This is a genomic window from Echinicola arenosa (assembly GCF_014841125.1).
Taxonomy (GTDB): Bacteria; Bacteroidota; Bacteroidia; order Cytophagales; family Cyclobacteriaceae; genus Echinicola; species Echinicola arenosa.
In genome coordinates, this window is record NZ_JACYTQ010000008.1 from 19,709 (window position 1) to 46,073 (window position 26,365).

Sequence of the window (26,365 nt, forward strand, 5' to 3'; positions counted from 1 at the left end):
TGAATATTATTGGGTTATTGTCCTGAATTGAGCACTTTATCGATTTGATAAACAGCTGCATCTACATAAATTTTCGGGAACGTGCTGATCACATCAGCAGTTTCTCCATTTGCAGACCTCAACTGAAGGCCTGACCCATTGTCCAAAAGTGTAATGGCACTGAACGTATCCCCAAATTCCTGTGAGGTAAGGAATTCTCCTTCCATTTCCATCCCCGGAAAAGCATAGTCATTGATACCGTTTGAATTAATGGGGATAAAGTAATAGCGCAAGTAATCTTCCAATTCGTCAGAATCGGTAGGAATCAAACCTTGCTCCTTTGCCTGGATAATCGCCTCATTAGTAGGCGCAAAAAGCATGTAGTTATCTCCAAACAAAAATTCAAATTCGTTTTGGGGATCCACTAAGCCTGCTTGAGACAACAGCTTGGAAAACTCTCCAAACTCTTGTATCGAACTGGTTCCTGAGCTCGCAGAAGCCACAATATACTTGAAGCTGCCTTCCTCACGGATCAGTGACCTTTCGACATCATAAGTTCTACCATTGATCAACTCACCTCCAACGCTGGTAGCAGGTGTAAATTCACCTAAATTATAAATGTTAGAAGAAGCCACTCCTTGGTCAGTGACATAGAGATAGCTGAAGGGATTTCGGGTCCGGTAAACTTTGGTACCACTAATCTCAGTGATTTCCTCCGTCACAATGTGGTTTTGAACAAAAGCCCTCATGGCCCCTGTGCTCATAGGAACCAAGATTCCTTCCGTATTTTCCACTTGAACAGCCTCGTCTCCAAACCTTAAAGGATTGCCTTCATCCCAAAAAATTTCACTGCCTCCATATATGGTATTTTTTATGACCTCGTCAGAAGGAATAAAAACCGTAAACTTCAAGGCATCCCCCATCAAAGCCTGTAATGTTCCTGACTGATAGACCATTTGCAAAAACATCTTGTACTTAGGATCCTTGAGCATCGGACTCATCACCCCTTTGAACAAATCAGGGACGATCACTTCATTCAAACCATAATACACGCCATTTACCGCAATACCTTTGGCTTCCACATCTTGGGCAGGGTCAAATTGAATGGTATTTCCATAGGTACTTTGGATATCCCCTCGTTCTACTTCTGAAGGGAAAACGATGCTTCCGCTATAGACATGGTTAAAGAGTAGCAGCTGCATGGGCAAAAAGGGAACTTCTTCAAGAGTCGGATAATAAGTACCCCAATATTCATTAAAGAAAGATTGGATAGCTGCATTATTGGGAGCAAAAACATTATATGCATTGGCTGATAGTTCGGCCAGGTTCGCATAATCAACCAATCCCGATCCTCCATTATAAGTCCATTCAGAAGCAATCTCAGGAAGTCCGGAATGCGTCTTGACATAAAGTGAATCCCCTGCATCTGCATAAGATTTTGAGGTCTCATCATCGTACCAATAATCGGTAAAACGATCATAGATACTGATAAAATCGCTGTATTGGCTTTCTTGCTTGAGTTCTTCATAAACCGTTTCCAATGGCTCAACCACCCTATCCACTACATAGACATAGCCATTGTCAGTGGGTACAGCATATTCTTTAACCGTTGCATTGGAAATATTGAAACCACCTGTTCCAGTCCATGTGCTGGTGGGATAGAAATATTCGTAATTAGAGGCTGCATCGATGTTTTTCGAGGTAAAGATATTGTATGAAAAAACAGGTAAGAACCTCTCTTTGTGAAAAATCGTCCGCTCTTTCCCCGTAATAACATCCAATTCCACAGATATGGTATCCCGACTCTTGGTTCTGTGTTTGTAATATAGGCCAGCCATGGCGGGCTGATCCACTTCCTGTCCTTGGGGACGGTAATTGACAAAACGTTCACGGCTAAATGAATAATAAACCAGATGATACCCAACCAGCTTTTTCACTTCTTTGGTGGGCATATCATCAATGCTACCGTAACCTTTTTCTGAAAGGTATTTTTCGAAAGCCTCATCAGGAGGTGCCAGGACTGTCACTATCCCCTTCCCCTCTACCAGACTTCGAAATCCTGCTTTATCCACCGCTTCTAAAAACATGGAAAAATCTCCTCGATCTTCCAGTAATTCCCAGGCATTTCCTTTTAGCCACTCTGGACGTTCATAATGTTCTTCCCAGCCTACTTCCCTGCAAGCAAATAGCAGAAAGCAAGCTGAAAAAAGGCAAGTAATCCTTTTGATCATCTTTACTTTGTTTAGGTTATTAAATTGGGTTGATATTTTTTTATCGGCCTGTATACTTAAGTGTCAAATAAACACGTTATTAGGTAAAGAACCCGATCAATAAAATATACTATCATCAAATAGTTTAGGGTAAAAATTATATTCGTAAGATATCACCGATAAAAAGACCGTCTGGTCTGTACTGTCCTGTACTGACACCACAGTACGGGTATGTTTGCATTTTTCAAATATTTTTTGTAATTATAATATGTACTATATTCACCTAAACCTGTATTATTTTTGCAGTAGATGACTAATATATCCTTGTTAAATCGGTTGCATAAAAAATATCTGCTTATTCTAAGAATTAAAAAAGAACAGAAAATATTGTAATTTTTGCAGATTGACATTTCACAAACGATGGTGATAACAAATACCAAAAAAAAAGGGACCCCATGGAGCCCCTTTTTTAAGCAATCATTTTTGGTTTTACTTGGAATGGATTGAAATGCTACTTCTTTTCAATCCTCTGGCCTTCGCATCAATTATAATTTCACCAGCTTCTTTTGAGGACTCTACCACTAGGGTCAGTTCACCATTAAAAACTTTCATTTCAGGAACATGAAACAATTCTGTACTTGTAGGGTCTCCATTGGCTACTGCCTTAAAACTTCCTGCGCCAGTTACTTTAAAACTGACTGAGTGTTGATCCTGAGGACACAGGTTACCCTCCTTATCTACTATCCTCACCATAACAAATGCCAATTCCTTTCCATTGGCTTGAACAGCATCCTGTTCCGGCACCAACTCAATATGATGAGGCTTACTAGCCGTTTTTAGCATTTTTTCTTTTACCGCCTTTCCGGTACTATCGTAAGCCACTACTTTTACTTCCCCTGGTTCATACACCACGTCCATCCACATCAGACGATAACGCTCCTGTAAAGTTCCATCCATGGTTTTGCTTTGTTTACCATAGCTTTTACCATTGACAAAAAGCTCGGCTGTGGGATAATTGGTGTAGACAAATACTGGGGTAATCTCTCCCTCCCTTCCTTTCCAATTCCAATGAGGCAAAATATGTAATGTCTCTTCTTTCTTTTTCCAAACACTTTTGTAAAGGTAATAGCGGTCCTTAGGGATACCAGCCAAATCCACAATCCCAAACATCGAGCTATGGTTTGGCCAAGCATCTGTATCATAAGGAGTTGGTTCACCCAAATAATCGAAACCCGTCCAAACAAACTGTCCCATGGTCCAATCATAATCCTCCGCCAAAGCAAAGTCGTCCTCCGGAAGATTAGACCAATAGCAATATTCCATATCATAAGAAGAGGACTGGTGGTCCTCATGAACGACCTGAGCGGCTTTCTCCACAGGAAAATGATAAACTCCCCTAGAGCTAACCGTTGACCCAGTCTCTGAGCCCAATACCAAACTGTGTGGCAATCGCTCATAAGTTTCTTGATACCTGTGCGTACGGTAATTCAAACCTGCAATGTCAATCATGGCTGCGAATCCATTATCCAGCACACAGGATACCCTATCCATACCCGCGGTAACTAACCTTGTAGGATCCTCCCTATGACAGATATCCTGCAGAAATTTGGCCACCTTATAACCATCTGGGCTACATTGTGTGGGCACCTCATTTCCAATACTCCACATGATCACACTTGGGTTATTTCTGAAATGCCTCACCATATTCACCATATCCTTCTCAGCCCACTCTTCAAAATAGCGGTGATAGCCATTTTTACTTTTGGCCACATCCCATTCATCAAATGATTCCACCATGACCATCAATCCCATTTCGTCACATAATTCTACCAATTCAGGTGCAGGCATATTGTGAGAGGTTCTTACTGCATCCGCTCCCATATCTTTCAAAATCCTGAGTTGTCTTTTGATGGCAGAATGATTTACCGCAGCTCCCAAAGGGCCTAGATCATGGTGTAAATTAACTCCCTGGAATTTCCTATGCTCCCCGTTCAAAAAGAAGCCTTTATCAGCAATAAATTCAATCTTTCTGATTCCAAAACGGGTAGTGTATTTATCGACGATCTGATCATCAATATAGATAGTCGATTGAGCATGGTACAGATTGGGAGATTCCGGAGACCATAGCTGGGGATTGTTGACCGTCAAATACTGCTCTAAAGGTCTCCCATGATTTAACTTTTGGGTGTTTTCCTTAACAGCCACGGCTTTTCCCTCATCATCCATAATTTCAGTGATGATTTTTAAGTCTGTTCCCTCAGGCACATTCTCCAACTGGGTTTTAATGTTCACAGAAGCGTATTCTTCCGATACATAAGGAGTAGTAACAAAACTTCCCCAAACAGGAACATGAATCTTTGGTGTGACACGAATATGCACATTCCGATAAAGCCCAGCGCCAGGATACCAGCGGGAGGATTGTTCTTTGTTTTCCAACCTTACGGCCAAGCTATTGTTCAAGCCATCTTCGTTCAGATAGGGCGTAATATCAAAAAAGAAGGAATTATAACCATAAGGCCAAAAGCCCACTTTTTGACCATTGACATAAACCTGTGCCTCACTCATGGCACCATCAAAAATCAGGTTCACCACCTGCTGTTTTGGATCAAAGCCTTCCACATCAAAATTCCTTCGGTACCATCCGACTCCCATGTAAGGCAAGCCGCCTGTTCTTCCAGTTTTCTTGGTGGCTACTTTCTCTCCATTTTGAGTTACCGCGACCACTTGAAGATCATGTTTCTCATCAAAAGGACCGTAAATGGCCCAATCGTGAGGTACTGTTACCTCTTGCCATTCTTGATCATCAAAAGTAGTGGAACTGGCCTTTTCAAAATCTCCTTTGGAAAATCTCCAGTGCTCATCCAAGGCCCATTCCTTTCTGGCATTCTGGGCAAAAATAGGGCCTACCAAAAGCATCATGGCAAAAAGCAGGCTACAGATATATTTCATAGCTATAGGTTAATGTTAATACAGAAAGTAAAAATAGTCGACTTTTGGGAGAGAGCTTGATAATCATTGATCAATTTCAAAGGATTGTACTGGACTATGCTGTTTTCTCAGGTAACCTTTGATCAAACGCTGTGTGTCCCTATTTTCCGATTTTGGATTAATTATCGAATGAATTTCCCTCTTAGTATCCACCTCTTTACCACAAAAACCATATCCCCTATAAATTCCGTTTTCTATCCATACCACTCCTTTTTCATTTTCATCCCTTCCTTCGAGCAGGATGGTTTGGTCTATCGGTGGCAAAAAGTTTTCATCGACATAGGCCTTTACCCGAGCATTATATGTTTGTGTGGATTCTTTTTGAATGCAAGCGCCTTTACAAGTCCTTATGCTGTATTGGAAACAATGTTGATTGGTGGGATATAAGCCATTGATCTTTTGACAGAGCTGGTATTTTTCAGTGATTTGGAACAAACGCTCTCTTCCTTCTGCTTTGGAGGTAAAAGCAGTAATCTCCCTTTCTTCTTTGCGTAGCTTTCGTAAAATCAAGGCGTTATAGCCATGCTCATCTTGTTCCAAATACAATCCCCATAAAAAAATACTTCGTCTCTGGGCTCGGTTAAAAATAGGCTGATGCTCCTTGATCTTTTCAGATTCCCGTAACAAAGCCATCAATTCATTGCCCATATTTTCATAGGCTACAGCATGTGCACGTTGTTGCATCCGCTGTGACTTTCTAGTAGTATTGGAAAAATGCTGGTAAAGTCGCTTTCGAATATCATTGCTCTTTCCAATGTAAATAAGCCGGTCATTTTCATCTGAGATATAATAAACCCCTGTAATTCCTGGAGGAACAGCATCTATTATCGCTAAAAACTTTTCTTGAAGCATTCCGGTTGTGGACTTTTCGTAGGTAGCCAATTAACTTTTTCAATTAAACTAACCTCAAAAAACATCCATTTGTTCAAAGAAGCAAAGTATTTCTAGCTCCTTGATCAATTGTAATTTTTGCTGGCTCCTTCCATCAACAGCACCTTATCAATCCCATTTTTCAAGGAGTAGTTTTTCTTCTCGGATACTTTTATTGGTTGTGGAGGTTTTCTCTTCAGACTGAAAGCCACCACTAGTGCCGTGATAGATAAAACTATCCAGAAGAGGTCTACCAGGAAAATCTGATTTTCACCAGCCATAAAGGTTTTCCAAAACCAATTACCACTTACCCATCCATTTGCCAGTGGAACCATTAGACCAATCAGGGCTCCTGAAATCAGTGCGTATTTATTGGTAAAATAGTTGTCTCTTTTGATGACAAAGAACACGGAAAAAGCCAGCCAACTATAAAAGAAAATGTGATAGATCGCGGTCATTCGCTCCGGCGTAAAGTCTTGTAAAAATAATTTGACACATACAAAGGTTAGTGCTGTAACGGGAAACATGCTTAAGCAGATCGCCAAGTAAATCCAAACCACCCATGCATTGAATTTTCGCTTTTTCTCAGAGATGTGTTTTTTGTCCCTCGCGACCAACCAGATCATCACGCCTGAGATGATGACAAAGCATGAAATAAGGCCTAAAACAAAATAGATAACCTTCAAAAGAACACCACCATAATTCCCAAAATGCAATTGTGTAATCACGGCTGTAGCAGCATTCAAATAGGACGTTTCAGTAAATGGGTCTACCACATGCTCCTCTTCTCCTGTTATGGCATTATAGATGATCTCACCCCTTCCCGCAAACTTCTTGTCATAAGCCGTACGTCCCTCAACCCCCACCTTCATATTGGTATCACCATAATTGAAAATTTCTAGGGTAGTCACTTCAAATCCCTCCCATTTTGATGCTGCTTTTTCCAAAAATTGATTGATGTCAGGGACACTGGCCAATTGTTCATTGGCCAATTCAAATTGAGGTGGATTAAAACCAAAATCATCATACAACTGGTTCGTATCCCCATCATACATAAAAGTTACCACTGCCGGAGACATGACACTAGTTCCAATAATCAGACAAGTCCCCGTCACCGCATACACAAACTGATAGGGCAAGCCAATAATTCCCAATGCGGTATGGGCATCCGTCCATAAATTCTTCAAACTGGCCATTGGCCGAAATACGTAAAAGTTCGATACTATCTTTTTCCAATGTACCAATACACCTGTAATGATGGCAAAAAGAAAGAAAAAGGCAACAAAACCGGCCAGCATATACCCAGATGTACCCCAGAGATTAAGTTGGGCAAAAAAGTGCAAGCGATAAAGGAATTCCCCGATACTATAATTGCTGGTATAAGTATAAGTCTTAAAATTATCCGTATCCATATAAAAGAAACTGCCAGTTTTGGCGGCTTCACTGCCGGTAGTATCCTTTGATGCCGCCAAATTCACATTGATGCGTCTTTCGTTGAAGTATTTGGTAAAGGCAATATCCCTACCATACAATTCTCTCTCAAGATCCAATGTATCCAGCATCACGTCCAAATCGATGGCTTGAAGGTTGCTCTCTTCAGCTACTGGTTCATTTCTTTCCCAGCCTACTATTTCATCCCTGAAAAAAGAAAAAGACCCGGCAAAGAAAATGATATAAAGTGCCACACTGATCACAATCCCACTTACCGTATGGGTATGAAAAAGAATATTATAAACCCTGTTGCTCATAATTAGACGATAGGATGGTAAATTTTACTGATAAAAATAACTCCCGAGAATAGCACCGTAATCAAAAGGTATACTCCCCAGGCCTTCCAACCATTTTTAAACAAAAAAGCCAGAAGAAAAAGTGTGGCCCAAAGCATAAAACCTCCAAACCTCAAAGTGGTCAGTACATGGATATGGTTGAGCCAAAATCCTATGGCCATGAATAGGGATACAGTCACGGCATAACCTCCAAAGAATCCTGCGGTAATTTTCGCAAAACGCTGTGTCTTTGAAGTGGTCAAGTATTTTTTATTCGCGGGCATGTTAAATCAATTCAAATATCAGGGACAAAACAAAGACCACAGACAAAACTTTATAATTGATGAATTTAAGTGGGCTTAAAATAACGATCAAGCTTCCTGCTGTCATCAAGAGTATGAAGAAGGAAAAGATTCCTGCTGCAAAACCTGCCGCCACGAGACAGATCAGCAAAGCCACTATTAGCAGTATCCCCCCTATCCATTTGGCTTTGTTCGCATTTTGTTGTAACCAAACTTCCAATCCCAGAGATTGGGAAAGTTTAAGCCTCTTTGAAGTATTGTAAAAGCAGAAAAAACCTAGAAAGGTCAATAGAGCCGCTAACGTTATCATCTTGAGTGATCAATTATTTTTTCATTTAGGCAAATATATGGTCATGACTAAATCAATGCAACTTTATTTAGATTTAATTTAAATTAAGTATAAAAACACGCCCTGAGAGCCTAACAGGCCTCTTCTTGATGATTATAGGTTTTTACAAAAACCATAACCAACATCTATTAAATAAAAGTTATCATAGAAAAATACTGTAATCAAAAACTAAAAAAGCAGCCTTGATGGGCTGCTTCTACTATCTCTATATTTTATGTAGGCTTAAGGATTATCAGCATAAAATTGCTTGATATGGATATCTACATTCTTCACCACACCCTTGTACCATTGGAAGCGGAGTAAGTCTTTCTCTTCTTCTGAGAGATAATAAATATCAGGATGGGTTTTAGTGATCTTCTGCTTCAGGTCATAAAGGCAAATGGATGCACTCACAGAGATATTAAAGCTTTCTGTAAAACCCGTCATGGGTATATGCACCACCCCATCGCTTTTTTCGATGACTTCATCACTTACACCGGCATGTTCATTGCCGAATACCAATGCTATCTTTTCACTAGGATTTAATTCACTGATGGGGATACTCTTACCATGGGGAGAGGTAGCATAGATTTTATAGCCTTTTTCTCTCAATCCATCAAAGCAGGCATCCACGGCGGGGTTTTCTGCACTGTCCTCATAGCGGTGCAGGTCCACCCATTGGGCTGCTCCTCGGGTTACATAGGGGTTGATATGATAAGAAGTGGCTTTTTCAATAATGTGGATGTCCTGAATACCAAAACAATCACAAGTTCGAATAACGGCACTGGCATTGTGAGGTTTATAAATATCTTCAAGTACCACCGTAAAGTAGCGGGACCTTAAGGCCAAGACTTCTTCCATCTTGGCCTTTTTATGGTCCGTGATATAATCAGAAAGATATGCTAAAAGGGCTTTATCTGGTTTTTCTATTCCCATTCCTAAAAAAGCCCCAATTGTTCTTTATCATCCTCATCCTCATCTCCCTTCTTTACGTTCAAATCTACTGTAGAACCAACTTCAATGTCTTCATCTGAAGATTCCTTGTCTTCTTCAGGTTTTGACTCCTTCTTAACCGGTTCCAATAGCTTGATATCCTTGATTGGATGGGAGGAGACTTTGTTACCAACAGCTTTCCAACCCTTGACATCGATCAACATGTCCAAGTCATATTCCACCACCTCAGTTTCTTTACCTTTTTTCAAGGTAACTTTTACCTGAGGTTGTTTATCCGTAGAAACCACAACCAGTTCTGACTTTTTATTATCCGAGATAAAATTGAACTTCTTATTGGTGGTGCTTGTCTCGATCTGGAAACGCTTCACATAATAGTTCTTGCTTGCCCCATCTAAATAAATCGCAGAAGTAACTGCCTCTGGATTGTATTTCTCCAGTAACATCAATGTGTTAGGGTCAAACCTATTGGTCAATTCATAAGAAGTCAGTTCATAACTACCATCCTTATAGAAAGCAATGATCTTATCATCTCCAAGGAAATTTCCAATCAATCGGCCACGCTCGTCAGTGTTCAACCTTCCAACTGATTCATCATAGTAGATATCCAGACCACCAAGCGTAGAAACGCCTTCCATTTTTAATTGGATTTTCCTTACAGGATATCTGGTAAGAATATTACCACCGGCTCCCCTGCCTTTGATATCAATGTCCTTGAAATCAAAATCGAAGACTTTTACACGGGCCTTGCTGCCTTGGGTAAGGTAGGCAGTGATGATTTCTGCTTCACCATTACTATTGGCAGTAAAGTAGAGCACTTTCGAACCCTTGGTTCCTTTGGTCAATACATATTCCCGGTCACGGGTTACGCTCAGGATTTGGAAACGCTTGACCATGGCCCTTCCTGACCCGCCATCCAAATAGATCATATTATAAACCATGCGCTCATCTCCTTTTCTGAAGACGCCTACATGGATAATGTCTTTTCCGACGAAAACCTTGTCCTGAATCTTGGTGACCACACAAGTTCCGTCTTTCTTAAAGGCAATGATGTCATCAAGGTCCGAGCAGTCACTGACAAACTCATCCTTCTTCAAGCCATGACCAACAAACCCGTCCTGACGATTTACATACAGTTTGGCATTATTGGCAGCTACTACTGTCGCTTCGATGGTATCAAAAGTCCTGATTTCAGTTTTGCGTTCTCTTCCCTTGCCATATTTCTTTAGCAGGTTTTTATAATAATCAATCGCATATTCCGTCAGATGCTCAAGATGATGGTTGACTTCTTTCAGCTCATCCTCGAGTTTCCTCATCAGCTCATCGGCTTTGAAACTATCGAACTTAGAGATTCTTTTGATCTTGATTTCTGTCAGGCGAACAATGTCTTCCTCGGTGATCTCCCGGTAAAAATCAGGCTTATAGGGATCCAATCCCTTGTCGATGGTCTGAATAACTGCTTCCCAGGTTTCACATTCTTCAATATCCCTGTAGATCCTATTTTCAATAAAGATTTTTTCCAAAGAAGAGAAAAGGATTTTTTCCATCAATTCCCCTTTTCTGATCTCCAGTTCCCTTTTGAGAAGTTCTTTGGTCTGCTGGGTATTGTAAGCCAAAATATCATTCACACTAATAAATACCGGCTTATCATCAATGATCACACAGGCATTGGGTGAGATGGATACTTCACAATCCGTAAAAGCATAGAGGGCGTCAATGGTCATATCAGGAGATTGGCCGGGAGCCAAAAACACCTGAATTTCTACATCCTTGGCCGTGTTATCCACTACCTTTTTGATTTTGATCTTTCCCTTGTCATTGGCTTTGATTATGGAATCAATAAGCGAATTGGTAGTGGTACCAAAAGGAATATCCTTGATCAATAAACTTTTGCTGTCTCCTTCTTCTATCCTTGCCCTGACCTTGATTTTGCCTCCTCTGAGACCTTCATTGTATTCCGAAAAATCGGCCAATCCGCCCGTTGGAAAATCTGGGAGGATATTGACCTTCTTTCCTTTCAATATATCCACAGAGCTATTGATTAGCTCACAGAAATTGTGGGGTAGAATTTTGGTGGACAAACCCACTGCAATGCCCTCCACACCTTGGGCCAATAGCAAAGGAAACTTTACCGGTAAAGTAACCGGTTCTCTTTTTCTTCCATCATAGGACAATTGCCACTCAGTGGTTTGGGGGTTAAAGACCACTTCCAAAGCAAACTTGGAAAGCCTGGCTTCAATATAACGGGCAGCTGCTGCCCCATCACCTGTTCTGATATCACCCCAGTTACCCTGTGTTTCTATCAATAGGTCTTTCTGACCTAGGTTGACGATGGCATCACTAATGGAAGCATCACCGTGAGGATGATACTGCATGGTCTGGCCAATGATATTGGCCACCTTGTTGAAACGCCCATCATCCATTTCCTTCATGGCATGAAGGATCCTACGCTGCACGGGTTTCAGACCATCTTCAATGGCCGGAACAGCTCGCTCCAAAATCACATAGGAGGCATAATCCAAAAACCACTCTTTATACATTCCGGTCACAGGAACGGAATCATGTAAAGCTTCTCCGTTTGCTTCTGGACCGTTATTTTCTATATCACTCATATATTATCTAAAGCATTTTGTCAAATAGGAAACACTAAAATAAAGATCAAGCCGCCTCGTTCTCTTCTGAATCTACCTTTTCCACTTTATCCTTTTCTTCCAAAATGTCCTTTTCCACTTTGAGGTTATCAATGATAAATGATTGTCTGTTTGGGGTGTTTTTGCCCATAAAGAAAGATAGCAAATCCGCTATTTTGGTATCCTTTCTTAGGATGATCGGCTCAAGCCTGATATCTTCTCCGATAAAGCCGCCAAACTCCTCGGGAGAAATCTCTCCCAATCCTTTAAATCGGGTAATCTCTGGTTTATTCCCCAGCTTGGCTATAGCGTTTCTTCGCTCTTCATCCGAGTAGCAATAGATGGTTTCCTTTTTATTTCTTACCCTGAAAAGCGGCGTATCCAAGATATAAAGGTGTCCATTCTTTACCAGATCTGGGAAAAACTGTAGGAAGTAGGTCATGATCAATAACCTGATGTGCATGCCATCCACATCGGCATCTGTGGCGATCACAATCTTCCTGTACCTCAATCCATCAATTCCGTCTTCAATGTTCAGGGCGTGCTGAAGCAAGTTAAACTCTTCATTTTCATACACCACTTTTTTGGTCATGCCAAAACAGTTTAATGGCTTTCCTCGAAGTGAAAAGACAGCCTGTGTCTGTACATCCCTGGATTTGGTGATGGACCCAGATGCAGAATCACCCTCTGTAATAAAGAGCATGGTATTGTTCTTGGCGTCTTCGTTTGCTTTGGCATCATCATAATGCACCCTGCAATCTCTCAGTTTTTTATTGTGAAGATTGGCCTTTTTGGCTCTCTCGTTTGCCAGCTTTTTAATGCCTGAAATTTCCTTTCTCTCCCGCTCAGACTGCAAGATCCTTTTCAAAAGGGCATTGGCAGCATCCGGATTCTTGTGGAGATAATTGTCCAGTTCCGTCTTGATGAAGTCATTGACAAAAGTCCTTAAGGTAGGCCCATCAGGCCCCACACTTTGAGAACCAAGTTTGGTCTTGGTTTGGGACTCAAAAACAGGTTCCTGCACCCTCACAGCAATAGAAGCAACAATACTCTGCCTTATATCGGACGCATCATAATCCTTCTTGAAAAACTCCCTTACCGCTTTTACAATAGCCTCCCTGAAGGCTGCCAAGTGCGTACCACCCTGGGTGGTAAACTGGCCATTTACAAAAGAGTAATATTCTTCTCCATATTGATTGGAGTGCGTCATGGCCATTTCAATATCATTCCCTTTCAAGTGAATGATTGGATATCTTCTGCTGTCATCATCCACTTTTCTGTCCAAAAGGTCGTGTAGCCCTTTGTCAGAGAAATACTTCTTCCCATTGAAATTAATGGTGAGACCAGCATTCAAAAAGGCATAGTTCCAAATTTGGTTTTCCAGGTATTCTGGAATAAAATGGTAATTTTTAAAAACGGTTGGGTCAGGAGAAAAAACGATTTTGGTACCGTTGCGTTCAGAAGTACTGGTCACTTCTTTGTCTTCTTTCAGTTCTCCTTTTTCAAATTCAGCTACTTTGGTTTGGCCATCCCGGTAGGATTGCACCTTAAAGTAATCTGAAAGGGCGTTTACAGCCTTGGTACCCACGCCATTCAGCCCTACAGACTTTTGGAAAGCACCTGAATCATACTTACCACCTGTATTGATTTTGGAAACACAATCAATCACCTTTCCTAATGGAATCCCTCTACCGTAGTCCCTTACTTCTACTTTATGCTCACTGATTTTGATCTCGATGGTCCTTCCATGCCCCATCATGTGCTCATCGATACTGTTATCCAATATCTCTTTAACCAATACGTAGATCCCATCATCCTGGGCACTACCATCACCTAACTTACCAATGTACATACCGGGCCTAAGCCTGATATGTTCTTTCCAGTCCAGTGACTTAATACTATCCTCGGTGTATTGTACATTTTTTTCTGCCATTGGTAGTCTACTCGTTTTCGTTGGTATTCAAATTAAGCATGGGATTGCACCGCTTTCATTTTCTTGGAAAGAATCACAAATAATGCAACAATCCAAATCACAAAAAATACAGCAATGGAGTACAAGCCAATTGGTGAAGGCTGTCCCGTTTCCTCTATGATCCCATTAATTCCATGAATATATAATGCGATAATGATAATTGAAACATTAAGGACAGCTACAAAGGAATAAATCCAAGCTAGCATATTTTCCCTAAACGGATCTCCTTTTTGGAACAACCTCCTGAAATTGCGTGTCGCTTTGTTTTCAATCATTTTGGCTGGTGTAATCAACAGCACATTCAAAATCACAAAAGCACCTATGCCAATGTAAAAGAATATGTCCTTATCGATCACTTTCAGCGGTAATCCATTGGAATCTACTTCAAAACTCACCTGAGTAGGTAAGGCAGAATAGATATACATAAAGATAACAATGAACAGTAATACAGAAAGCAAATGAAATGCTTTGGCAAATCGATGATTCATATAAGCGTAATTTAAACTGCTAATATAAGGGTTAAGATGAAAGATTTCCCCTTTCTCCATCATTAGATTTTTGCATGCTTAAACCTAAAAGGAAAGGCCATTACGCTTAATCTACTGACTGTAAGACGGGTCTAGGCCACCTTTTGAGATTTATCAATTCATGTTTTTTTAAGTTTTATTTGTAGTTGGAAATCCATTGACAATTTTCATTTACTCCTACAAAAAGACTAAATCTCTTTTCTCAGTTCCAGTTTAGGTTTTCTTATCGTAACTTCGAAGCCTAATTCAAGAAACCTTTCTGTTCAATGAAAAGATTATTGCTTTCCCTGTTTTTTATTGTCATGATTTTCACACTTGGTATTGCTTGCACTTCCAAATTGGATGTTGGAAATATCAACTTGGAAAACTGGAAAAGTGACAGGGATGGCTGTAAGGGATTGCGATTGAAGGACCTTGAAGAAATTAAAAAGATCAAGAATGCTTTTTTGGAAGCTACCAATCAGGAGTTAATCGTTACTTTTGGAAGACCAGATCGGGTATTGCTTTTGGACAAAAGCCAAAGTTTCTTTTACTACTTTCTAGAACCTTCGGATAAATGTGCTGGCCAAGATACAGAAAAAGAACCCCTAAAGGTTCTTTTCCGAATGAATGCTATCAATAAAGTAAGCGAAGTAACCATTACTACACTTGAGCCTTAAGGTTAAAAGCAAAGTGCTGCAGCGCCAAGCGTTCCTGCATTGTTACCCAAAGTGGCTTTGATCAACCTAAGGTCTTTTACATAATAAGGCGTCAAATACTGCCTAACTGTTTTATCCAAAGCAGGCATCATAAACTCCAGCCCTGCTGAAATCCCTCCTCCAAAATAAATTTCCGTAACATCCAAAATCCTCACTGTAGAGACAATAGCTTCTCCCAAGATGTTTCCTACTTCCTCAAAAGTCATCAGTGAAACTTCATTGCCGGCATAGGCTGTATCCACCAAAAGGTGCGTGCCCAACTCCTTATCCTTCAGTTCTCCAGCTTTTTCAGGATAAGCATTGATCATTCTTTCAAGAATTCTCAAAATGCCATTTCTGCCAATAAGGGTTTCCAAACGGGCATTACCACGGGACATCATGTGGCCCATTTCCATCGCATTGCCCCTAGCTCCTTTGAATATCTTACCATCTAATACTGCTGCACTACCTATTCCAGTTCCCATGGTGATAAACAGGAAATTGGAAGAGGGCTTTGAAGAAGCAAAGTTAAATTCCCCCACCGCAGCTGCGCTGGCATCATTTTCCAGAAAGAATAATTTGTTTGGATATTTTTCCAGTAAAGCTCCCTTAAGGTTAAAACCGTCCAGATCAGGAATAGCAGGTATCTCCAAAGTAGTAGTCCTCTCCTTATTGATCAGGCCTGGCAATCCGATCCCAACTTTATTCACGTCAGGATATTTGGCCAGATACTTTCCAATCACATCAACAAAGCAAGCATTAAAGCCCCTGGGATCCTCTTTATAAGGTCCAGTATCCTCTTTATCAAAAGATACAATCTCTCCCTCCTGGCTCACTCGGCCAATCTTCAAATGGGTTCCTCCCACATCGACACCTAAAAAGTGTTCGTTTTGATTATTCATGGTTTTAGGTATAATAGGTTTTGGCTTCTAAAATAGTAAACAGATTAAGTTACTTCCTAAAATCTTTTGAAAACTCTTGAAAGATTTCGTGAACTGCAGGACAAACCTGTGTATTCCTTAACGTCAAATTCAAAATTCCGTGCATATTTTTCCTGTTGGTATGTGGATATTCCCTACAGGCTTTGGGTCTGGCATCATAAACAAAACACTTATTGTCATCCCCCAGAAAGGGGCATGGTGAGCTGTTGAGCACAAAATCTCCCTCTTCGTCCCTGTGTAAATAAGTATCAATAAAAGAAGAAGGTTTCATCCGGAATACCTTGGCCAGACGATCAATGTCAGTTTGTATAAAAATTGGACTAGTAGTTTTGCAGCAATTGGCACATTCCAGACAGTCGGTATGTTCAAATTGAGCATCGTGCGCTTCTTCAAACTTCTTGTCCAACACTTTGGGTTTGATTTTCCTCAACCTATCCTTAAGCTTTTTGTGGTTAGGGTACTCGCTCCGGGCCTTCTTTTTAAAATTTTCTAAATCCATACTCACAATACACTTATAATATTAACTGAAACAAATAAATTAATCAGTAAAATATTTGGATTTCACGTAATAATTTGTATTTTTATTCATAACATAACCCAAATTTGACATGAAAATGCACCCTACTGAATTGTTCTTTTATTACATTCCTTCGCATTCTATCGATAAGCAAGCCAGGGCTTATGCCAGATCTGTGTCAAAGTATGTAAATGAAATTAATATTGAAAAAGAACATATTACCACAACTGGATGGAGATCTATCCTCGACAAATTGAAACTAAGGCCAAAAGACTTGCTGAACCGGGCTCATCCCGATTATCAGAATCAAATAGCAGGAAAAACCTGGGATGATGAAAGTTGGCTCAATATACTTGTCAAGTATCCCCACTTGATCAAAGCGCCCATAGCGATCAAACGCGAAAAGGCTGTTTTGTGCATCAAACCAATGGAAATCCTAAAATTGAATTAGCCATTCAATTCAATACCATCATCCTTGATCAATATTCTCTTACTTTTATATAATTGACCAATAGACTGTTTAAAGTGTTTTTTACTCATCCCTAAAGTCTTTTTGATTTCTTCGGGGGATGATTTATCATGAAGGGGCAAAAATTTCTTAACTTTTAAAACGCTTAAGATTTTTTCTGCCCCTTCTTCGTATTTCTGCCTTCCTAACGGCGTCAACTGCAGGTCCAGCTTACCATCCTCCCTCCTCTTTTTCACATAAACTTTAATCCTATCTCCAATGGCTATCGGCTGGAAAACTTCATTCCCATAGATCAGCCCCTCATAATGCTGGTCAATCAAAGCTTTATAGCCCAGATCAGTCTGATCAAAAATCAAGGCTTCCACTTCTTGCCCCTCTTCAAACACACTGGTATCGCTCAGCATAAAATCCTGATACTTGGAAACACCAATCAGCCTATTGGTCTTGTAATCCACACAGACCATTACGAGGTATTTATTTCCCTCGGTAATTGGTTTTCCCATTTCTGACTTGGGCACAAACAAATCCTTGGGCAAGCCCCAGTCCATAAAAGCTCCAAATTGGGTCACCTCTTTGACATCCATTATCGCAAACTCATCTGCCAAAGCAATTGGCCTGTCAGTTATCGCTACGGGTCTATCCTCACTATCTGTATAAATAAAAACTTCCAGTTCGTCCCCCTCTTTTTCTTCTCCTTTAAGATAGCCCTTGGGCAACAATACCTCTTCCCCATCAGACATTTGAAGGTAGGCTCCATTGGCCGTGAAACGATTGATTCTGAGCTTGGAAATTTTACCGAGTTCTTTCATAGTTTTAATTTGTTCTCAAAGGTACTGAAATATGCTCAAAACTGATTTTTGTTGGTCAACAATCTGTTAAAATCCCAAAGGTTATTGGATTAACAGGCATTAAAATTTAGCTTTATCCAAAGAATATAAAACACATTATAACCTGGATGGATCCACTATCATTCATCCCAAGCCATTTCTTTTATGTTGAAAATAGCTATCATTGGATCAGGTACCATGGGAAATGGTATCGCGCATGTTTTTGCTCAAAACGGGTATCAAGTTTCCTTGGTGGACATCAATGAACAATCACTCGAAAAAGCTTTAATTATTATTTCTAAAAACCTTGATAGACAGGTAAATAAAGAAGTTATTTCAAGCGATAAAAAGAAAAGTACATTATCCAATATCAAGACCTTTACAAATTTAAAAGAAGGTGTTGAATCAGCAGATTTAGTAGTAGAAGCAGCTACCGAAAATGAATCTATCAAGTTAAATATTTTCAAAGAGCTTGATCAACTTTCCCCTCAAAAAGCCATCCTTGCTACCAACACTTCCTCCATTAGTATCACCAAGATTGCAGCTGCTACCAACAGACCTGAAAAAGTAATAGGCATGCACTTCATGAACCCTGTTCCTATTATGAAATTGGTGGAAGTGATCAGGGGATACAATACCTCAGATGAAACAACACTCCAAATCATGTCACTTTCCAAAAACTTGGGAAAAGTACCTGTAGAAGTGAATGATTACCCAGGTTTCGTAGCCAACCGTATCTTGATGCCCATGATCAATGAAGCTATTTACAGCCTACAGGAAGGGGTCGCGGGAGTAGAAGAAATTGACACCGTTATGAAATTGGGAATGGCCCACCCCATGGGACCACTCCAACTGGCTGACTTTATCGGACTGGATGTTTGCCTATCCATATTGAAGGTACTTTATGAAGGTTTTGGAAATCCTAAGTACGCCCCTTGCCCACTTCTAATCAATATGGTCCAAGCAGGCCATAAGGGAGTAAAAAGTGGATCAGGCTTCTATATCCATACACCTGGGAACAAGGACCTGGTAGTGGCTGAACAGTTCAAAAAACTACATCACTAGGAAATGCACATCGCTGTTTCAGGAAATATCGGAAGTGGAAAGACCACCTTGGCCACCATGTTGGGAAAACATTTCGGTTGGCAAATTGAACTGGAAGATGTGGAGACCAATCCTTATCTAGAGGACTTCTATGAGGATATGAAAAAATGGTCATTCCACTTACAGGTTTATTTTCTAAACAGCCGATTCAAGCAAGTTAAGAAAATCAACCAAAGTAAATCTGCAACCGTACAGGACAGAACTATTTATGAAGACGCCTACATTTTTGCTGCCAACTTACATCAATCTGGCTACTTGGAAGAAAGAGATTATCAGAACTATCTCAAATTGTTCCATTCCATGATGGAATATGTCGAACCGCCTGATCTATTGATTTACTTAAAGGCAGAAATCCCCAAACTCGTAAGTCAAATACAAAAAAGAGGAAGAGATTACGAAAACAACATCAGCATCAACTATCTGAAAAACCTAAACCAACACTATGAGGACTGGGTTTCCTCTTACGATAGAGGCAAATTATTGATCATTGATGTAAATAATACAGACTTTGTCCATAAGCCAGAAGATTTTGGTCTCATTGTAAACAAGATCGATTGTGAAATCAACGGTCTATTTTCTTAAAGTATTTACACTAACTTCCTTTGCAGCCAGCTAACTATTGCCTTTTGATTTTCTTCTTTTGGATTGATCAGCAGTTGGTCAATTCTTTTTAGGCTTCCACCAGTCATGATATTTTCGTACATCGGAATACGAATCATTTTGTAGCCATGGAGCCTGCCAAGCAAATCATACTGGGCATCATTATAGGCATTCAACTTCCACCCTGAAGAACCATTGCCACTGAGATCTCCAGATTCCTCTGATCTTCCAAAACACTGTTTGGCAATGGTAGGGCCATTCCAAATTCTTTCATTTAGACCGGACTTCAAGCATTCCTTTTCAAAGGTCCTGCAAAGTCTTTTATAGCTATCTACCCAGCTATAAGTAAATACTTCATAAAGAGAAGATTTAAGGGTATTGAGTCGGTAGCGATTAAAATGTACCGCATCGTCATACAAGAAAAGAAAGCGATCAATTCTAAAATCAAACTTTAATCTTTCGAGCATCACATAATTACCGCTTCCACCCGCCTTGGTGAATAAATCACCCATGAGGTCCTGTGCCTTTTCATCCAATAATTTATAGTTGGTTTCAAGTTTGAAGTCTTCCTCTACATCTAAATTATTGTCCAAAAGAATTTGGACCAGGTTTTTTACTTTAAGTTGATGCACTTATTTTTCTTTTTAATTTCGGAGCTCTATTCTCATTCATTGATTTCACTGTCCATGATCCTTTCTTTTAGGTTTCCTTTTGAACCTGGAAATGTAGTCTTGGAAGAAATATCGATGCCTATCAAAATCATAATAATTAGAAAAATAATAGTTAGAATAAGAAATACTTTTTTCTTTGTTTCCATAATGAAAACTTTTCCTTTATTTTTCGGTTTCGTAATACCCAAAATTAAAAGAAAGTTCGCTTATTGTAAAGGAACGCCCTGAGAATATAAATACCTAAAAAGCATTTTGTCATTTGGTTAATCCTTCATTAATGAATAAATTATATCAGAAAACTGTTTAATATTTAATTATGTACGAGTTGATTAACAAAGATGTTATTCATCAATTTTTAGGAGATGACCCTGAACTGATCAAGCCAATGCTTGAAATGATTCTCCATAACAATTTGCCTGAGCTAAATGACCTGGACAAGTATTTTGATGAGGAACAATATGATGAAGTAAAAATAAGATGTCACAAGGCAAAGTCTGCAATGGGATATGTGGGTTCTTCACACACTCAAAAAATCCTTCAAGAGATAGAAAAAGATGTAAAAGAAGCCTACCCCAAAAGGAAAAATGACCTGATCAATGATATTAGGTTAATTGAAAAAGAGCTCCATCAGCTGATAGATGATATTTAGGTCAACTTAGCCTCTTTGTTGACCATTTAAACTTTTTTGATTTGTTATAATTCTCGGACTTGCCCATATTCAGGGAAAAATTCCCAAATATGAAACAAGTACATTTACTGTTATTAATTATTTTTAATACCACACTGACCAGCTTTGGACAACAAAGTGACTTATCGGTCGAAAAAATCATGAGAGACCCTAAATGGATGGGCAATTTCCCTTCAAATGTTCGTTGGGGAGAAAATGGTGAAAACATTTATTTTAATTACAACCCTGATCAAAACCCATCTGACTCCCTTTATAAAATCTCCATTTCCAATTTAGACCTTATTACCAAAGTCAGCTGGAAAGAGCAAGTTGCTTTAGTACCGACAGGCGAGTACAATGCTGATAAAAGCAAAAAGATCTATACCCGGGATGGAGTTCTTTATTCCTATGATAGCAAGAAAGATAAAGAGCAGGAATTATTGTCACTTGGAGAGAGAATCTCTAACCCAACTTTCCTTAAGGATGAAAGTATCATTGCTTTTGAGATGGCTGATAATATTTTCACCTATGACATAGAAGAAGGAAAAATCAGTAAACTCACCAACATCAAAACAGGTAACAAACCATCAAAAAAAGAAGATGAACTGTCAAAAAAAGAAAGTTGGCTGAAAAAAGAAAACACTGAATTGCTGAAAGTGATTCAGGAAAGAGAAGAAAAAAAGGAACTTTCCAAATCATATAGAGCAGCGACAAAGAAAAAAGAACCCTATACTTATTATGCCGGTAAAAAAAGGATTTCCAATTTACAAATCACACCCAACGGTAAGTTCATAACCTTTAACCTGATCACCAGTAGTGAAGAAAGAAAGAATACCTTTGTACCTGATTTCACAGATGTCTCTGGCTACACGACCAACCTAAACACACGGCCAAAAGTTGGTGAGGAACCTAGTAAGGTTGAAATGGCCATCTACAATATAGAAAAAGATACTGTATACCTGGTAAATACTGAAAGTCTTCCTGGAATAACTGATTTACCCGATTATGTAACAGATTATCCTGATAAAGAATGGAAAAAGGAAAACCGTTCGGTCATTCCTGCCAATCCTAAATTCTCTTCCAAAAGTAAAGCAATAATTAATATAAGGTCCACAGACAATAAAGATAGATGGATCGCTTTATTGGATTTGGAAACAGGTGAATTATCATCTCTGGATAGACAAAGGGATGAAGCGTGGATAGCAGGGCCCGGGATTGGTTATGGTTTTGGAGGGGGAACATTGGGTTGGTTACCTGATGATCAACACATTTATTTCCAATCTGAAGCTTCAGGCTACTCTCACCTTTATCTACTTAATGTGGAAACAGGTAAAAAAACCGACTTAACCCCTGGTCAATACGAGGTGTTTGATCCTCAATTATCCAATGATAAAAAGTACTGGTACCTGACCACTTCTGAGGTGCATCCTGGGGAAAGGCATTTTTATAAAATGCCAGTGATGGGAGGAGAAATGATCAAACTGACTTCTATGCAAGGTAACAACCAGGTTAGTCTCTCTCCTGATGAAAAACACTTGGCTATTCTGCACAGTTATAGTAACCAACCTTGGGAGCTTTATATCAAAGAAAATAAAATTAAAAGCAATTCAAGACAATTAACCTCTGGTCAAAGCAGCGAGTTTAAAGCCTACCAATGGAAGGATCCTGAACATGTTACCTTTGAGGCCAGTGATGGACAAACCGTCCATGCAAGAATGTATAAGCCTTCCGCTGAAGCCTTCAATGGTGCTGCTGTGATCTTTGTTCATGGAGCTGGTTATCTCCAAAATGCCCATATGTGGTGGTCTAGCTACTTTAGAGAATATATGTTCCATAATTTACTTTCAGACTTAGGATATACAGTATTGGACATTGATTATCGAGGCAGTGCTGGCTATGGCAGAGACTGGAGGACCGGAATATACCGACACATGGGAGGCAAAGACCTTTCAGACCAAGTGGACGGTGTAAACTACCTAATAGAAAATGAAGGTATAGATCAAAGTAAAGTAGGGATCTATGGTGGAAGCTATGGCGGTTTTATTACCCTGATGGCCTTATTCAATGAAAGTGATACTTTCCACTCTGGTGCGGCACTGAGATCAGTAACAGACTGGGCCCATTACAACCATGGTTACACCTCTAATATTCTCAATGAACCATTCAACGATCCCATTGCCTACAAAAGATCCTCTCCTATTTATTTTGCTGAGGGTCTCAAAGGGCATTTGTTGATGGCACATGGAATGATCGATACCAATGTTCATTTCCAAGATGTAGTTAGACTTTCTGAGCGTTTGATTGAATTAGGAAAAGACAATTGGGAAATGGCCGTTTATCCCGTAGAAGATCATGGTTTCGTGGAACCTAGCAGTTGGACAGATGAATACAAACGAATCTTAAAGCTTTTTAATCAAACACTCCTAGAGTAGACTTTTGATTGAACACCCTATAATCCCTGACAATTTTTTGTCAGGGATTATTTTTTGATTTTGAAATTGAATGAACCCTTAAAAACCAAATATTTTTTAAAACTATAGTAGTTAAGCATATCAAACTTTATATTAGATTACTTAATGTGTTATTAAGTTAAAGGCTTTTAACTTAAAAGCTTGTAATTGCGGAGAGGTCAACACAGCTGCGAGACAGGGGGCCATGAGGGAGGAACCTTAAGCTGTGTCTTGATTTTTCTTCCGAAACTCTTCGGAACAGCTTTGCTTCGTTTCTTTTCATCTAAGGTAAATGCAAAGCATTTCTGAAAGCCATTAATAAACATAAAGTCTGAATAAAAGAAATGAAGATTAAAGTCTTGAAACAGGGTCAATTTCTAGAAAAATCATTTCCAATTGCCAATATTTAAACTATTATCTCATAACAATAGACTTTGCCAAAATTTATATCTTTCACAAGAGCTGTTAGATATACAAATTAACTAACTCAGTTTTTCAAATGCTTAATTACTAACATTAAACTAATTTAACCATGAAAATTCTGAAAGGCATTTTATTCGCCATCTTGGGCATCATCGTCATAGCCCTTGTTGCAGCACTATTTATCAGTAAGGAAATCAATGTTGAAAAGACAGTAACCATCAACAAGCCCGTTGAAGAGGTTTTTGATTATGTTAAAATGCTGAAAAACCAAGACAAATTTTCTGTATGGATGCAGATGGACCCCAACATGAAAAAGACCTTTTCAGGAACAGATGGAACCGTCGGCGCAGTTGCTGCTTGGGACAGCCAAAATTCAGAGGTCGGTAAGGGTGAGCAGGAAATCATTGGCCTTGAAGATAATAAACGTATAGATTATGAATTACGGTTTATTGAGCCATTTGAGGCCAATGATGAAGCTTACATGCTCACAGAAGAGGTATCTGGTAACCAAACCAAGGTTGTTTGGGGATTTCATAGTGTGGCCGGCTATCCAATGAACTTGGTCATGAAATTGATGGGTATGGAAGAAATGCTCGGAGGACAACTGGAAGAAGGTTTACAAACACTAAAATCACAAATGGAGGCATCATAAAAAAGGGGCTAAATTTGCCCCTTTTGCTTTTTAATTGATCCTTATTGGATGATTACCATTTCAACCCTTCTGTTTTGCTCTCTTCCTTCTTCTGTGTCATTGCTGCTTATCGGCTGAGAACCTCCTAATCCCCTCAACCTGATTCTCTCAAACTCCACTCCTTGGTTTACCATATAATCCCTGATGGCCCCTGCCCTGTCCATGGACAATTCCTTGTTCAAGGATGCATTGCCCACATTATCGGTATGACCTTCCAGTCGGATTTTTAAATCAGGATTTTCCTTTAAAAACTCAACAAGCTCATCGATATATCTCATCGAGTTTTCATTGGCAATTTCAGACGTACCTTTTTTGAAAAGCACCTCTTCCAATACCATTTTCACCCCACTCTTGGCAGGCGTCAAAAGGATTGTTTCCGCTCTCTGTTCTAATTCTTCTATCGACAACGAAACAGGAAGATAATTGGGCGAAGAAACAGTCAGTTTGGATGTACCCTTTCTCAATGTTAATTCTACGGGCCCTTGATGATCATTCTCTACACCTATACTTTTTCCATCTTGATCTTTAAAAACGACCTTAAACGGAATGTTCTTTAATGTATTATTATCTGCTGCATTCAGGGTAATGCTATTTCCTTTATCTATTGGAGCTTCCTCAATTTTAGAGGTCTCTGCTTCCACCTTTTCTAATTTCTCTACCTCTTTTTCTCCTGCGGTAATTTCAGAAATGCTTTCCTTTTGAATCACCTCATTTTCTGGCTGAACTGTTTCTTCTAATGCAACAGTAGTTGAAGGCTGATTAATTGGAGTATTTGCAGATGTTTCACTTTGCTCAATTATTGGAGCAATTGACTGTTCAACTGCTCTTTGGTTGCTGGTTCTGACTGGAAAATTAGCAGCTAAGAAACGGTTTGGATTGGCATTCTCCATATTCACTTCCTCCAAAACAATTTCTTCTTTCCTTTGCATCATAATATCGCCATACCCTTCACTATCTTTCGTCGTGGTCACAAAAGCGGTATAAGGGCTATTCGGATCAATAAAATAGGAAAGCTCCACACCTCTGGTATTGATATCATCTTTTAATCTCTTAGGCTTGGTCCAATTTTCCCAGGTATTGTCCAAACGTTGGGCATAAAAAATATCCCTTCCTTCTTCTGTCCCATGGCCGTTGGTAGAGAAATATAAGATCTGTTTATCATCAGATAGAAAAGGGGTCATCTCCTGCTCATAACTATTGATTACGGGGCCAATATTTTTAGGAACGGACCATTTCCCATTGGACTGTTTGAAACTCACATAAATATCTTCATTTCCATAGGACCCATAAGAGTTCATGGACATCACCAGTATTTCACCCGAAGGGTGCAGTCTGGCACTAAAGCTTCTTCCATTGTTTCGAAAACTTCCAAAATCCAATTGGAACATGTATTCCCATTCCGTCTCTCCTACTCTTTTGTATTGATGGATACCATGGGCTTTCTTTTTGCCATCATGATAAACCAACGCAGTCTGGTCATCAGGGAAACCTATCAAAAGATCATATCCTGATGTGCTCAAACTTTTGACAGGCCTTGCTTCCTGCCATTGGTTAAAGTCGTTTTTCTTACTGTACCATACATCCCCCAAATCCTTGCCTCCTCCTGTATTGTCTGGGTGATAAGCAACACTCAGAAATAATTCTTCCTTCGAAGAAATCACGGGTTGTTGCTCATCATAAGGTGTATTTACCTGTCTAAGGGCATATACACCCTGGGCAAAGGATGGTGTAAAAGCACAAAAAGCAAGCACAGGAACAGTGCTTGCTTTTAAAATACTTGACTTAATTTTTTCAGTTACTTTCAT

At 39.6% G+C, this 26,365-nt stretch carries 23 protein-coding genes; 7 read left to right on the forward strand and 16 right to left on the reverse strand.

The window, feature by feature from the left end; all coding sequences use genetic code 11:
- Window positions 1-14: 14 nt before the first annotated feature.
- The 10 genes from IFO69_RS18240 to IFO69_RS18285 all read right to left on the reverse strand — a co-directional run bounded on the left by IFO69_RS18240 (window position 15) and on the right by IFO69_RS18285 (window position 14,484).
- The gene (locus tag IFO69_RS18240; protein ID WP_192011576.1) at window positions 15-2,210 is read right to left on the reverse strand and encodes a fasciclin domain-containing protein; all 2,196 of its coding nucleotides are present in this window, start codon (window positions 2,208-2,210) and stop codon (window positions 15-17) included.
- Window positions 2,211-2,678: 468 nt separating this feature from the next.
- Window positions 2,679-5,138, reverse strand: coding sequence for a beta-galactosidase GalB (gene galB / locus IFO69_RS18245; protein WP_192011577.1), 2,460 nt, complete (start codon window positions 5,136-5,138; stop codon window positions 2,679-2,681).
- Between the two features lie 63 nt (window positions 5,139-5,201).
- Entirely contained in the window at window positions 5,202-6,059 is an 858-nt protein-coding gene (locus tag IFO69_RS18250; RefSeq protein WP_225444203.1) for a GIY-YIG nuclease family protein, read from the reverse strand.
- Window positions 6,060-6,133: 74 nt separating this feature from the next.
- A complete protein-coding gene (locus IFO69_RS18255; protein WP_192011578.1) occupies window positions 6,134-7,795 on the reverse strand; it encodes a PepSY-associated TM helix domain-containing protein in 1,662 nt (553 codons plus the stop codon).
- Window positions 7,796-7,797: 2 nt separating this feature from the next.
- Window positions 7,798-8,097 carry a hypothetical protein gene (locus tag IFO69_RS18260; RefSeq protein WP_192011579.1) on the reverse strand — a complete coding sequence of 100 codons (300 nt, stop codon included), beginning with the start codon at window positions 8,095-8,097 and terminating at the stop codon, window positions 7,798-7,800.
- 1 nt (window position 8,098) lies between these two features.
- Window positions 8,099-8,425, reverse strand: coding sequence for a hypothetical protein (locus tag IFO69_RS18265; protein ID WP_192011580.1), 327 nt, complete (start codon window positions 8,423-8,425; stop codon window positions 8,099-8,101).
- 261 nt (window positions 8,426-8,686) lie between these two features.
- A complete protein-coding gene (locus IFO69_RS18270) occupies window positions 8,687-9,379 on the reverse strand; it encodes a TrmH family RNA methyltransferase (protein ID WP_192011581.1) in 693 nt (230 codons plus the stop codon).
- A gap of 2 nt (window positions 9,380-9,381) precedes the next feature.
- Window positions 9,382-12,006 carry a DNA gyrase/topoisomerase IV subunit A gene (locus IFO69_RS18275; protein ID WP_192011582.1) on the reverse strand — a complete coding sequence of 875 codons (2,625 nt, stop codon included), beginning with the start codon at window positions 12,004-12,006 and terminating at the stop codon, window positions 9,382-9,384.
- A 46-nt stretch (window positions 12,007-12,052) separates the two neighbouring features.
- Window positions 12,053-13,957 carry a DNA topoisomerase IV subunit B gene (locus tag IFO69_RS18280; RefSeq protein WP_192011583.1) on the reverse strand — a complete coding sequence of 635 codons (1,905 nt, stop codon included), beginning with the start codon at window positions 13,955-13,957 and terminating at the stop codon, window positions 12,053-12,055.
- A gap of 32 nt (window positions 13,958-13,989) precedes the next feature.
- On the reverse strand, window positions 13,990-14,484 hold the full coding sequence (locus IFO69_RS18285) for a DNA topoisomerase IV (protein WP_192011584.1): 495 nt from the start codon (window positions 14,482-14,484) through the stop codon (window positions 13,990-13,992).
- Between the two features lie 305 nt (window positions 14,485-14,789).
- Here IFO69_RS18285 and IFO69_RS18290 point away from each other — a divergent pair, with 305 nt between their 5' ends.
- The gene (locus tag IFO69_RS18290; RefSeq protein ID WP_192011585.1) at window positions 14,790-15,182 is read left to right on the forward strand and encodes a hypothetical protein; all 393 of its coding nucleotides are present in this window, start codon (window positions 14,790-14,792) and stop codon (window positions 15,180-15,182) included.
- 2 nt (window positions 15,183-15,184) lie between these two features.
- Here the strand turns inward: IFO69_RS18290 and IFO69_RS18295 are convergent, their stop codons facing one another.
- Both IFO69_RS18295 and IFO69_RS18300 read right to left on the reverse strand, forming a co-directional pair.
- Window positions 15,185-16,102, reverse strand: coding sequence for an ROK family protein (locus IFO69_RS18295; RefSeq protein ID WP_192011586.1), 918 nt, complete (start codon window positions 16,100-16,102; stop codon window positions 15,185-15,187).
- A 49-nt stretch (window positions 16,103-16,151) separates the two neighbouring features.
- A complete protein-coding gene (locus IFO69_RS18300) occupies window positions 16,152-16,640 on the reverse strand; it encodes a YkgJ family cysteine cluster protein (protein WP_192011587.1) in 489 nt (162 codons plus the stop codon).
- Window positions 16,641-16,749: 109 nt separating this feature from the next.
- On the opposite strand from IFO69_RS18300, the gene IFO69_RS18305 reads away from it, so the two are divergent.
- Entirely contained in the window at window positions 16,750-17,109 is a 360-nt protein-coding gene (locus tag IFO69_RS18305; protein WP_192011588.1) for an arsenate reductase family protein, read from the forward strand.
- Here the strand turns inward: IFO69_RS18305 and IFO69_RS18310 are convergent.
- Window positions 17,106-17,936, reverse strand: coding sequence for a CvfB family protein (locus tag IFO69_RS18310; RefSeq protein ID WP_192011589.1), 831 nt, complete (start codon window positions 17,934-17,936; stop codon window positions 17,106-17,108). The genes IFO69_RS18305 and IFO69_RS18310 overlap by 4 nt on opposite strands.
- Before the next feature lie 183 nt (window positions 17,937-18,119).
- Here IFO69_RS18310 and IFO69_RS18315 point away from each other — a divergent pair, with 183 nt between their 5' ends.
- Together IFO69_RS18315 and IFO69_RS18320 are read left to right on the forward strand one after the other, a co-directional pair.
- Entirely contained in the window at window positions 18,120-19,019 is a 900-nt protein-coding gene (locus IFO69_RS18315; RefSeq protein ID WP_192011590.1) for a 3-hydroxybutyryl-CoA dehydrogenase, read from the forward strand.
- 3 nt (window positions 19,020-19,022) lie between these two features.
- Window positions 19,023-19,640, forward strand: a complete 618-nt coding sequence (locus IFO69_RS18320) for a deoxynucleoside kinase (protein ID WP_192011591.1) — start codon at window positions 19,023-19,025, stop codon at window positions 19,638-19,640.
- A 5-nt stretch (window positions 19,641-19,645) separates the two neighbouring features.
- Here the strand turns inward: IFO69_RS18320 and IFO69_RS18325 are convergent, their stop codons facing one another.
- Both IFO69_RS18325 and IFO69_RS18330 read right to left on the reverse strand, forming a co-directional pair.
- Complete coding sequence (locus IFO69_RS18325) at window positions 19,646-20,290, reverse strand: DUF7255 family protein (RefSeq protein WP_192011592.1); 645 nt, start codon at window positions 20,288-20,290, stop codon at window positions 19,646-19,648.
- A gap of 32 nt (window positions 20,291-20,322) precedes the next feature.
- The gene (locus IFO69_RS18330) at window positions 20,323-20,475 is read right to left on the reverse strand and encodes a hypothetical protein (RefSeq protein ID WP_192011593.1); all 153 of its coding nucleotides are present in this window, start codon (window positions 20,473-20,475) and stop codon (window positions 20,323-20,325) included.
- Between the two features lie 170 nt (window positions 20,476-20,645).
- Here IFO69_RS18330 and IFO69_RS18335 point away from each other — a divergent pair, with 170 nt between their 5' ends.
- From IFO69_RS18335 to IFO69_RS18345, 3 genes are all read left to right on the forward strand, one after another.
- Window positions 20,646-20,978, forward strand: coding sequence for an Hpt domain-containing protein (locus IFO69_RS18335; protein WP_192011594.1), 333 nt, complete (start codon window positions 20,646-20,648; stop codon window positions 20,976-20,978).
- Window positions 20,979-21,067: 89 nt separating this feature from the next.
- Window positions 21,068-23,428, forward strand: coding sequence for a S9 family peptidase (locus tag IFO69_RS18340; RefSeq protein ID WP_192011595.1), 2,361 nt, complete (start codon window positions 21,068-21,070; stop codon window positions 23,426-23,428).
- Window positions 23,429-23,978: 550 nt separating this feature from the next.
- Complete coding sequence (locus tag IFO69_RS18345) at window positions 23,979-24,521, forward strand: SRPBCC family protein (RefSeq protein WP_192011596.1); 543 nt, start codon at window positions 23,979-23,981, stop codon at window positions 24,519-24,521.
- Between the two features lie 41 nt (window positions 24,522-24,562).
- On the opposite strand, the gene IFO69_RS18350 is transcribed toward IFO69_RS18345, so the two are convergent.
- Window positions 24,563-26,365 carry an OmpA family protein gene (locus IFO69_RS18350; protein ID WP_192011597.1) on the reverse strand — a complete coding sequence of 601 codons (1,803 nt, stop codon included), beginning with the start codon at window positions 26,363-26,365 and terminating at the stop codon, window positions 24,563-24,565.

Bases quoted from the DNA above. Each gene is read 5' to 3' on its own strand.
- IFO69_RS18240 (WP_192011576.1), bottom strand. From the start codon at position 2,210: ATGATCAAAAGGATTACTTGCCTTTTTTCAGCTTGCTTTCTGCTATTT.
- galB (WP_192011577.1), bottom strand. From the start codon at position 5,138: ATGAAATATATCTGTAGCCTGCTTTTTGCCATGATGCTTTTGGTAGGC.
- IFO69_RS18255 (WP_192011578.1), bottom strand. From the start codon at position 7,795: ATGAGCAACAGGGTTTATAATATTCTTTTTCATACCCATACGGTAAGT.
- IFO69_RS18260 (WP_192011579.1), bottom strand. From the start codon at position 8,097: ATGCCCGCGAATAAAAAATACTTGACCACTTCAAAGACACAGCGTTTT.
- IFO69_RS18265 (WP_192011580.1), bottom strand. From the start codon at position 8,425: ATGATAACGTTAGCGGCTCTATTGACCTTTCTAGGTTTTTTCTGCTTT.
- IFO69_RS18270 (WP_192011581.1), bottom strand. From the start codon at position 9,379: ATGGGAATAGAAAAACCAGATAAAGCCCTTTTAGCATATCTTTCTGAT.
- IFO69_RS18275 (WP_192011582.1), bottom strand. From the start codon at position 12,006: ATGAGTGATATAGAAAATAACGGTCCAGAAGCAAACGGAGAAGCTTTA.
- IFO69_RS18280 (WP_192011583.1), bottom strand. From the start codon at position 13,957: ATGGCAGAAAAAAATGTACAATACACCGAGGATAGTATTAAGTCACTG.
- IFO69_RS18285 (WP_192011584.1), bottom strand. From the start codon at position 14,484: ATGAATCATCGATTTGCCAAAGCATTTCATTTGCTTTCTGTATTACTG.
- IFO69_RS18290 (WP_192011585.1), top strand. From the start codon at position 14,790: ATGAAAAGATTATTGCTTTCCCTGTTTTTTATTGTCATGATTTTCACA.
- IFO69_RS18295 (WP_192011586.1), bottom strand. From the start codon at position 16,102: ATGAATAATCAAAACGAACACTTTTTAGGTGTCGATGTGGGAGGAACC.
- IFO69_RS18300 (WP_192011587.1), bottom strand. From the start codon at position 16,640: ATGGATTTAGAAAATTTTAAAAAGAAGGCCCGGAGCGAGTACCCTAAC.
- IFO69_RS18305 (WP_192011588.1), top strand. From the start codon at position 16,750: ATGAAAATGCACCCTACTGAATTGTTCTTTTATTACATTCCTTCGCAT.
- IFO69_RS18310 (WP_192011589.1), bottom strand. From the start codon at position 17,936: ATGAAAGAACTCGGTAAAATTTCCAAGCTCAGAATCAATCGTTTCACG.
- IFO69_RS18315 (WP_192011590.1), top strand. From the start codon at position 18,120: ATGTTGAAAATAGCTATCATTGGATCAGGTACCATGGGAAATGGTATC.
- IFO69_RS18320 (WP_192011591.1), top strand. From the start codon at position 19,023: ATGCACATCGCTGTTTCAGGAAATATCGGAAGTGGAAAGACCACCTTG.
- IFO69_RS18330 (WP_192011593.1), bottom strand. From the start codon at position 20,475: ATGGAAACAAAGAAAAAAGTATTTCTTATTCTAACTATTATTTTTCTA.
- IFO69_RS18335 (WP_192011594.1), top strand. From the start codon at position 20,646: ATGTACGAGTTGATTAACAAAGATGTTATTCATCAATTTTTAGGAGAT.
- IFO69_RS18340 (WP_192011595.1), top strand. From the start codon at position 21,068: ATGAAACAAGTACATTTACTGTTATTAATTATTTTTAATACCACACTG.
- IFO69_RS18345 (WP_192011596.1), top strand. From the start codon at position 23,979: ATGAAAATTCTGAAAGGCATTTTATTCGCCATCTTGGGCATCATCGTC.
- IFO69_RS18350 (WP_192011597.1), bottom strand. From the start codon at position 26,365: ATGAAAGTAACTGAAAAAATTAAGTCAAGTATTTTAAAAGCAAGCACT.